At 46.9% G+C, this 9632-nt stretch carries 1 protein-coding gene; it reads left to right on the top strand.

All coding sequences use genetic code 11. The annotated features are described in order from the left end of the window. On the top strand, nucleotides 1-9632 hold a 9632-nt coding region (locus tag AC1DCV_RS35560), incomplete at both ends, for a non-ribosomal peptide synthetase (protein WP_477027648.1).

Here is a 9632-nt window from a genome sequence, read left to right as displayed (position 1 = left end):
ATGGTGCCGGTGCAGCTGGTAGTGCTGGATCAATTTCCGTTGCTGAACAACGGTAAGATAGACCGCCGTGCTTTACCTGATCCGGGAGCAGATAATATGGCTGCCGGTGCATACGTAGCCCCGGCTACTGCACTGGAAACAGCGTTGGCCAATATCTGGATCTCGCTACTGGAAGTACCACAGGTAGGACTACACGACGACTTTTTTGCATTGGGGGGCCACTCACTGCTGGCCATTCGCCTCATCTCGGCTATGCGTAAACAATTATCGGTAGAAGTAACGATCGCCGATATCTTTGACTATCCTACTATTGCCCGGTTATCTGTGCAGTTGGATCAACGTTCCGGTAATGTATTATTGCCGGCTATTACCCGCGAAGAGCGGCCATCACATATCCCGCTTTCGTATAGCCAGGAACGTTTATGGTTCATTGATCAGCTGGAAGGAAGTGTACAGTATCATGTGCCGGCGGTGTTGCGGCTAACCGGTAAATTAAACCGGGATGCATTGGCATCTGCATTACAGGAACTGGTCAACCGTCATGAAATATTACGCACCGTTATAGCAGAGGAAGAGGGCAGGGCCTACCAGCGGATACTGGATGCCGGTCAATGGCAGTTAATTATAACAAAAGACCCGGCATACAAGGTTCCTGCTGTTTTAAAGGAGCATGTTCAGTCGCTAATTGCAACCCCATTCGATTTGTCTGCTGATCACAAGTTACGGGCGCATCTGATGGTGTTGAACGAAGAGGAACATGTGTTGGTGGTAGTCCTCCATCATATTGCTTCGGATGCATGGTCTACCGGTATTATTGTGCGGGAGCTGATCATGCTGTATGACGCATTCACAGGCGCACATCCCGCTGCGCTGGCTCCGTTGCCCTTACAATATGCAGATTACGCCATTTGGCAAAGAGCTTATCTGACTGGAGCATTACTGAGTAAAAAACTGGAATACTGGAAAAATAAATTAACAGGCGTTGGTACGTTACAGTTACCCACCGATTATGTAAGGCCGGCTACAACAAAAATGCGTGCAGCCACCAGTACATTTAGTCTGGATCCTTTATTGTCTGCCCGCATAAAAGCGTTTTCACTTGAACAGGGTGTCACGCCATTTATGACGATGCTGGCGGTGTTAAAAATATTGTTGCACCGCTATAGCGACCAGGATGATATCTGTGTGGGTACTCCGGTTGCCGGCAGGATGCAGGAAGAATCGGAAGGGCTGATAGGGTTCTTTATCAATACCCTTGCACTGCGTAGTCATCTGGGGAATAATCCATCTGTTGCAGGCTTCCTGCAACAGATAAAAGCAATGACATTAGGAGCTTACGAACACCAGGACGTACCTTTTGAAAAGGTAGTGGAAGCTGTTGTAAAAGAACGTGATACAGGCCGTAGTCCGTTGTTCCAGGTGCTGTTCTCTTTACAGAATGCACCGGAAGTGCCGGCACTCCGTTTAGGCGATGTGATACTTACATCAGAACCGGGTACTCAGGCCATGGCGCAGTTCGACCTGCTTGTTGCTGTTGAAGAAAACAAAGAGCAACTGAGTGGTAGCTTTGTGTATGCGGCAGATCTGTTCCGTGCAGATACGATAGACCGCATGATAGCTCATTTTAAAACATTATTACGGGCTGCCATCATATCTCCCGGTGAAAAAATCGGCGCATTGAATATACTGGAAACGGTAGAGACACATCGCTTACTGAAAGACTTTAATGATACTGTAACAGCCCGGCCGGAAGGTACGGTGATAGCTGTTTTTGCAGAACGGGCAGCACATACCCCGGCTGCTACTGCTGTAGTTTTTGGCACAGCAACACTCACCTATAAAGAATTGGATGAGCGCTCCAGTCAACTGGCGCACTATCTGCAAAGTAAAGGTGTAAAAAAGGGAGCGTTGTTGCCCATTTGTCTGATGCCTTCTTTGGAAATGATAGTGGGAATCCTGGGTATCTTGAAAGCCGGCGCGGCTTATGTGCCGTTAGATCCGGAGTTCCCGGCGCAACGCATTGGGTATATACTGGAAGATACCCATGCAGAAATAGTGTTAAGCAGCAGCGCCTGCGAACAGGTGTTGCCTGCATCGGTTCCCGGAGTGATATTGTTGGATAAGGATTGGGAGGATATTGTTGGGTATCAGGTTGATAATAATTACAATACACCTTCTTCCGCAGACCTGGCCTATATCATCTATACATCAGGCAGCACAGGTAAGCCTAAAGGGGTGATGATCTCACATGATAGTTTGTTAAACTACCTGTTAAACAGTAAAACAAATTATATCAATGAGGATGATAATGTATCCGGCAGCTTTGTGCACCTTACTTATACCTTCGATGCGTCTCTCACTGCGCTGTTTATGCCATTGATGGCCGGTAAGGCGATTGTGATCGGAGAGAAACGTGCAGGAGATATATTTGAAGACCCTCAGCTATGGAAATACGCCCCTTATGACTTTATCAAATTAACACCGGCGCATATGCCACTGCTGGAAGTTGCCATGAGCAATCGTCCTGGCGTGTACCTAACGAATAAACTGGTATTGGGTGGTGAAGCGTTGCAATGGTCACATTTCCGGTATTTGTCGGAACAGATGCCGGATATCTGGATCATCAACGAATACGGCCCTACAGAAGCAACGGTTGGTTGCAGTACGTACTCGTTCCTTGCAAAAGGAAACCAGGAAGCACGTACAAAAAGTATATCTATCGGAAAACCTATCGATAATGTACAACTATATATCACCGACAGGTATAACAGTTTGGCGCCTGTGGGAGTAGCAGGAGAGATCTGTATTGCAGGCGCAGGCCTCGCAAAAGGGTATCTGAATCGTCCGGAGCTGACGGCGGAAAAATTTGTGGCAGATCCGTTCAGCCTGGAACCCGATATGAAGATGTACCGCACCGGAGACCTGGGTAGATGGTTGCCGGATGGTCATCTCGAATACCTGGGAAGAAAAGATGATCAGGTGAAAGTGCGGGGTTACCGCATTGAACTTGGGGAGATAGAAAGTGTTTTACAATCATGTGCACTGGTAGATCAGTGTGTGGTGCTGGCAAAAAGCGATACGGCAGATAATCACGCTCCTCAAGGCTATAGCCGGTTGGTGGCTTACATCATACCGCAGGGAGCCTTTGACAGAGCAGGTATCCTTTCATGGTTGGAAGTGCAGCTGCCTGTTTATATGATACCTGCTGCGCTGGTGGAAATTGATCATTTACCGTTAACGGCCAACGGGAAAGTGGATAAACAGGCATTGTTGGTGCTGGATGAGGACACTATTCCCCTGGGTGGATACACGGCTCCACGTAATGAACAGGAACAGCTCCTGGCCGATATCTGGGAACGCTTACTGGAATTACCGCAAGTAGGTGTGGATGACAACTTCTTTGTACTGGGGGGGCACTCTCTATTGGCTGTACGCCTCATGTCTGCTATAAAGAAAACAATGCAGGTGGAAATTAAGATAGGGGAAATATTTGATCATCCAACCATTGCAGAACTCGCACAGCTGCTGAAAGGTCGCACTATTGCATCTTCGKAACCTCCATTGATAACCGGGGAAAGGCTGTCCCGTATTCCGCTTTCGTATAGCCAGGAACGTTTGTGGTTCATCGATCAGCTGGAAGGCAGTACCCATTATCATATACCTGCCGCGTTAAAATTGAATGGTGACCTAAACGGCGAGGGACTGGCCTATGCCTTACGTACTATAGTGAACCGTCATGAGGTACTGCGTACGGTTATAGCACAGGAAAATAATACCGCTTATCAGCAGATTCAGGATAAGGATCAGTGGCATTGGGAGATAGTAAATGAGCCGCGATTCAAAACAGATGATATTGCCTTACAGGAATACATCACCACTTTGATCAGCATGCCGTTTAATTTATCTGCAGATCATATGCTGCGCGCGCATTTAATCGTACTGGGAAAACAGGAGCATATACTGGTCATCGTGCTGCATCACATCGTATCCGATGGCTGGTCCATGGGTATCATTGTACGGGAATTGATGGAGCTGTACAGTGCATATACAGATATGCGTGCTCACCGATTACCAGTATTGGATATACAATATGCTGATTATGCTATCTGGCAGCGTAAATATTTGTCGGGCTCCGTATTGGAGCAACAGTTGAACTACTGGGAAAATAAGTTGAATGGTATAACAGCATTGGAACTGCCAACAGATTATGCAAGGCCTGTGTTACAAAGTACACGTGGCGATATATTCCATTTCCAGGTGGATAACGCATTAACAGCCCGGTTGCGGAGTTTATCATTGGAACAGGATACTACCTTGTTTATGACATTGCTGGCGGCGTTTAAAGTGTTTTTATTTCGCTACAGCGGGCAGGAAGACATCTGCGTAGGTACGCCATCGGCAGGTCGTACACGGGAAGAAGCAGAAGGGCTGATAGGTTTTTTTATTAATACGCTGGCCTTGCGTAGCTCCCTGGATAAGACAGCTTCTTTTATCACTTTCCTGAAGCAGGTGAAGGAAAATACTTTGGAAGCGTATGCTCACCAGGAAATACCCTTTGAAAAGGTAGTGGGAACAGTAGTAAAAGAACGGGATATCAGCAGAACGCCTTTATTCCAGGTAATGTTTGAGCTGCAAAACATTCCGCAAACACCCAGGCTTACGTTGGGAAATCTAACCTTGTCTGAAGTGCCCATTGGGCATACCACTTCCAAATTTGACCTGACTTTTGCGATGAGAGAAACACCAGATGGTCTGGAAGGGCATATTGAGTATTGCGTAGATCTGTTTACTGCAGATACCATAGGTCGTATGCAGGCTCACTTTAAACAGCTGCTGCTGGCTATTACCGAAAAACCAGCACAAAGGATAGATGAACTAGAGATGATGGATGCTGCTGAAAAGAAGCTGGTGCTGGAAGCATTTAATGCTACCGCATATGATTATCCGCAAACACTGCTCATTACTGATTTGTTTGAGAAGGCGGCGGCACAAACACCAGGTGCTACAGCATTGGTGTTGGGTGGTCAACAGCTCACTTACCGGGAATTAGACGAACGATCCAACCAGCTGGCACATTATTTACTGGGTCAGGGTCTCGCTGCCGGTAGCCTGGTGCCGTTATGTACCAGTCGCTCTTTCGAAATGATTATTGGTATACTGGGCATCCTGAAAGCCGGAAGCGCTTATGTACCGGTAGACCCAGAACATCCTGCTGAAAGGGTGGGGCTTGTACTCCATGATTGTGGTGAACAGGGAGTTGTAGTAACAACAAGCGGGCATAAAAAGCTGATAACCGCTGTTAACAGCGGTTATCAGGTGATTTGTATAGATGAGCTGGAGACAACATTACAATCTCAACACAAAACAAAGGTTCCCGGGATAATATCTCCGGAGGAGCTGGCATATATCATCTATACTTCCGGTTCAACCGGGAAACCAAAAGGAGTAATGATTCCGCATAATGCGGTAGTAAATATGATTTACAGCCGCAGTAGACAGTTTGGTATAACAAAGGATGATAAATTGTTACAGTTCTATAATTATTGTTTTGATGCAGCGGCCGAACAGATTTATATGGCCCTGACGAATGGGGCTGCGCTGGTGTTAGTCCCTGATGAAATCCGGTTGGATAAACAACTATTCACTCAAGTATTGGAACAGGAAGGTATCACGCACCTGGATGTAACCCCCGGATTTCTGGCTACACTTACTCCTGGTAAGTATGGAAGGTTAAAACGGGTGGTTTCAGGTGGAGAAGCCTGTACTCCCCAATTGGCAAGTGCCTGGGCGGCATATGTTGATTTTTATAACGCTTACGGGCCTACGGAAACAACAGTTACTGCCACCGGGTATTTGTTTAATCGCCAGGATCATACCCTGACTGATACTGTACCGATAGGCAAACCATTGGATAATGTACAGGCTTACGTATTGGATGATAGCGGACATGTGTTACCGGTAGGTATTCCGGGTGAATTGTATTTAGGTGGTATACAGGTGGCAAAGGGATATCTGAATCTACCTCACCTCACTGCTGAGAAATTTATAACGGATCCATTCAGTATTGCACCTGCAAGTTTGTACAAAACAGGGGATCTGTGTAAATGGCTGCCAGACGGTAATATCGTCTACCTGGGCAGGAAAGATGAACAGGTGAAGGTACGTGGTTACCGTATTGAACTGGGTGAAATAGAAAACGTATTGCTGGAAACCGGTTTGGTGAAACAGGGAGTGGTTGTGGCAGTAACAGATGATCAGCAAGGCCGGGATAAGCGGCTGGTGGCGTATGTGGTGCCGGAAGGTGCTTTCGACAGAGAAGGGATACTCGCCGGATTATATAATAAATTACCAGATTATATGGTACCTGCGGTGGTAGTGGAACTGGACGCATTACCCCTTACATCAAATGGAAAAATTGATAAAAAAGCGTTGCCTGTTATCGGTGCTGATACCTTGTTTGTAGGCTATGTGGCACCCCGTAATGAGCTGGAGCAGACAATTGCAAACGTATGGCAGGAAATATTAGGTATACAGCGTGTAGGCATACACGATAATTTCTTTATGCTGGGGGGCCATTCCCTGTTGGGAATGCGTGTAATAGCAGCCCTGGGCCAGGAAATAGGGATATCTATTAAATTATTGTTCCTGCATCCTACGGTGGCAAGACTGGCTGCTGCCTGCACAGGAGAGCATCTACCTCCGGTATCGGCGCTGGCTGCAGAAAGAAGGCCCATACATATCCCGCTTTCGTATAGCCAGGAGCGTTTGTGGTTTATCGATCAGCTGGAAGGCAGTGTACAGTATCATATACCCGCTGTATTAAGATTAAAAGGTAATCTGAACCGCCAGGCATTGGCATATGCTTTACAGGAGATCGTAAACCGGCATGAGGTGCTGCGTACCATTATATACCTGGAAGATGGCAGCCCCTATCAGGAAATACAAGCCGCCGGGCAATGGCGGTTAAATGAAATATCCGGAGAAGCATATATTGGAGTGGATGCATTGTACCCGTTTGTACAGTCATTGATAGAAGCACCTTTTGATTTGTCAACAGATCATATGCTGCGGGCACATTTAATTGTGCTGAAGGAAGATGAATATATATTGGTGGTAACATTGCATCATATTGCATCGGATGCCTGGTCTTCCGGCATCATTATACAAGAGCTGGTGGAATTGTATCGTGCTTATGTAGCATCACGCACAGCAGCGCTCTCACCATTATTGTTACAGTATGCGGATTATGCTATCTGGCAACGGAAACATCTGTCCGGTACTGTATTGGGTAAAAAACTGGATTACTGGAAAGATAAGCTTTCCGGGGTTGCTACCCTGCAATTACCGGCAGATTACGTGCGCCCATCAATACAAAGTAACGTAGGGGCAAACATAAGATGCCAGGTAGACAGCGTAGTGGCTAATGGATTAAAGTTATTATCGCAGCAGCAGGGCACAACTTTATTCATGACCATGCTGGCGGCGTTCAAGGTATTGTTATATCGTTATAGTCATCAAACGGATATCTGTGTGGGTACTTCTACAGCTGCCCGCTCACACCGTGAGCTGGAAGGGCTGATAGGTTTCTTTGTCAATACGCTTGCATTGCGCAGTGATCTGAGCAATAATCCTTCCTTTACCTCCCTGTTGCAACAGGTGAAAACCACAACCGTAGACGCTTATGCACATCAGGAAGTACCTTTGGAGAAGATTGTGGAAGCAGTGGTGAAAGACAGGGATGCCAGCAGAAGTCCACTATTCCAGGTGATGTTTGTAATGCAGCATACACCGGATGCGCCGGCGCTGCATTTGGAAGACGTGATTTTATCAGGAGAGGATTTTGAACATCATACTGCAAAATTCGATATCACCTTTTTTATAGCAGAGCAAGACGAAGGACTGGAAGTAAGCATTGTTTACCGTAGCCAACTGTTCAGTGAAGACCGTATCCGTCGTATGGCCGGCCATTATGAGCAGCTGTTGCAGGGAGTGGTGAACAACCCGCTACAACAGATCAATTATTTGCCCCTGTTAACACCCGAAGAAAAACAGTTACTGCCGGCACTCACAGAAAAAACGGTACCTTATTCTCCAGATCAAACGATCGTGGATATGTTTGCGGCAGTGGTGGCCCGTACGCCACAGGCCACAGCACTGGTATTTGAGGGGCAGTCTATGAGTTACCAGGAACTGGATGCACGTGCTACCCGGTTGGCGGTTCATCTCCGCAAAAACGGCGTAGGGGCTAATACGTTAGTACCGTTGTTTATAGAACGTTCTGCTGATATGGTAGTGGGCATCCTGGGGATATTGAAGGCGGGCGGTGCTTATGTGCCCATTGAGCAGGATTATCCTTTGGAACGGATCAGTTATATTTTAAAAGACACCGCAGCAACGGTGATCGTGAGCAGTAGTAGTTGTCGGGGATTGTTGCCATCAACAGCGGCGAAGGTGATTTCACTGGATGAAGATTTGCTGAGCGATGCTGTATCCRCCCTGCCTCATCCATCTGCTTCACAATTGTTATATGTGATTTATACCTCCGGTAGTACAGGTGCGCCCAAAGGCGTTATGATCACKCATCGTAACCTGTCTGATTACCTGGCTGGTTTGCAGTCGGCCCTACCGATTGCTGATTGCCATTCGTTTGCTTTGCTGACGGGTATCGCCACGGATCTGGGCAATACRGTGTTATATGGTTGCCTGGCTACGGGAGGGGAATTGCACCTGTTCCCGAAAGCCTTTATCAATGATAGTGACAAACTGCATGATTACTTTACCTCYCACCGGATAGATTGTATCAAGGTAGTACCTTCTTACTGGAAAGCAGTATCAGTCCCCGATAAATTATTGTTGCCGGAGCAACTGCTGATATTTGGAGGTGAATCACTGGAAACCGCAGTGGTAGATACTATTCTTGCCACCGGCAGGGGGTGTAGGGTTGTTAATCACTATGGCCCAACGGAAACGACTATAGGTAAATTGCTCCATGTAGTTAGCGATAGCATCGCTTATGGTAGTCATATTCCTATAGGTAAACCTTTCTCCAATACCCGTGCTTATGTTTTAAGCCCGGCCATGGAACTATGCCCTGCAGGTGTTCCGGGGGAGTTATACATAGGTGGTGATGGTGTGGCGGCCGGCTACCTGAATAATGTAACGCTGACGGGCCAACGTTTCATCGATGATCCATTTAAGAGAGATGGAAAGTTATACCGCACCGGTGATGTGGTGAAATATGGTACAGATGGTAACATCCTGTTTATTGGCCGTGGAGATGACCAGGTAAAGATCCGTGGATATAGGGTAGAGTTAGGAGAGATAGAACGTACACTGAATGCCTTCGAAACAGTAGAACAAGGTGTGGTGATCGTAAAGTCAGATGCTGTCAGTGATAAAACATTGGTAGGTTACCTAACGGTTACATCCGCTTTTGATAAAGTTGCATTACTCTTTTACTTAAAAGCACAATTACCGGATTACATGGTGCCGGTGCAGCTGGTAGTGCTGGATCAATTTCCGTTGCTGAACAACGGTAAGATAGACCGCCGTGCTTTACCTGATCCGGGAGCAGATAATATGGCTGCCGGTGCATACGTAGCCCCGGCTACTGCACTGGAAACAGCGTTGGC

The organism is Chitinophaga sp. 10T418 (assembly GCF_056394125.1).
This window is presented reverse-complemented; position numbering and strand designations above follow the sequence as displayed.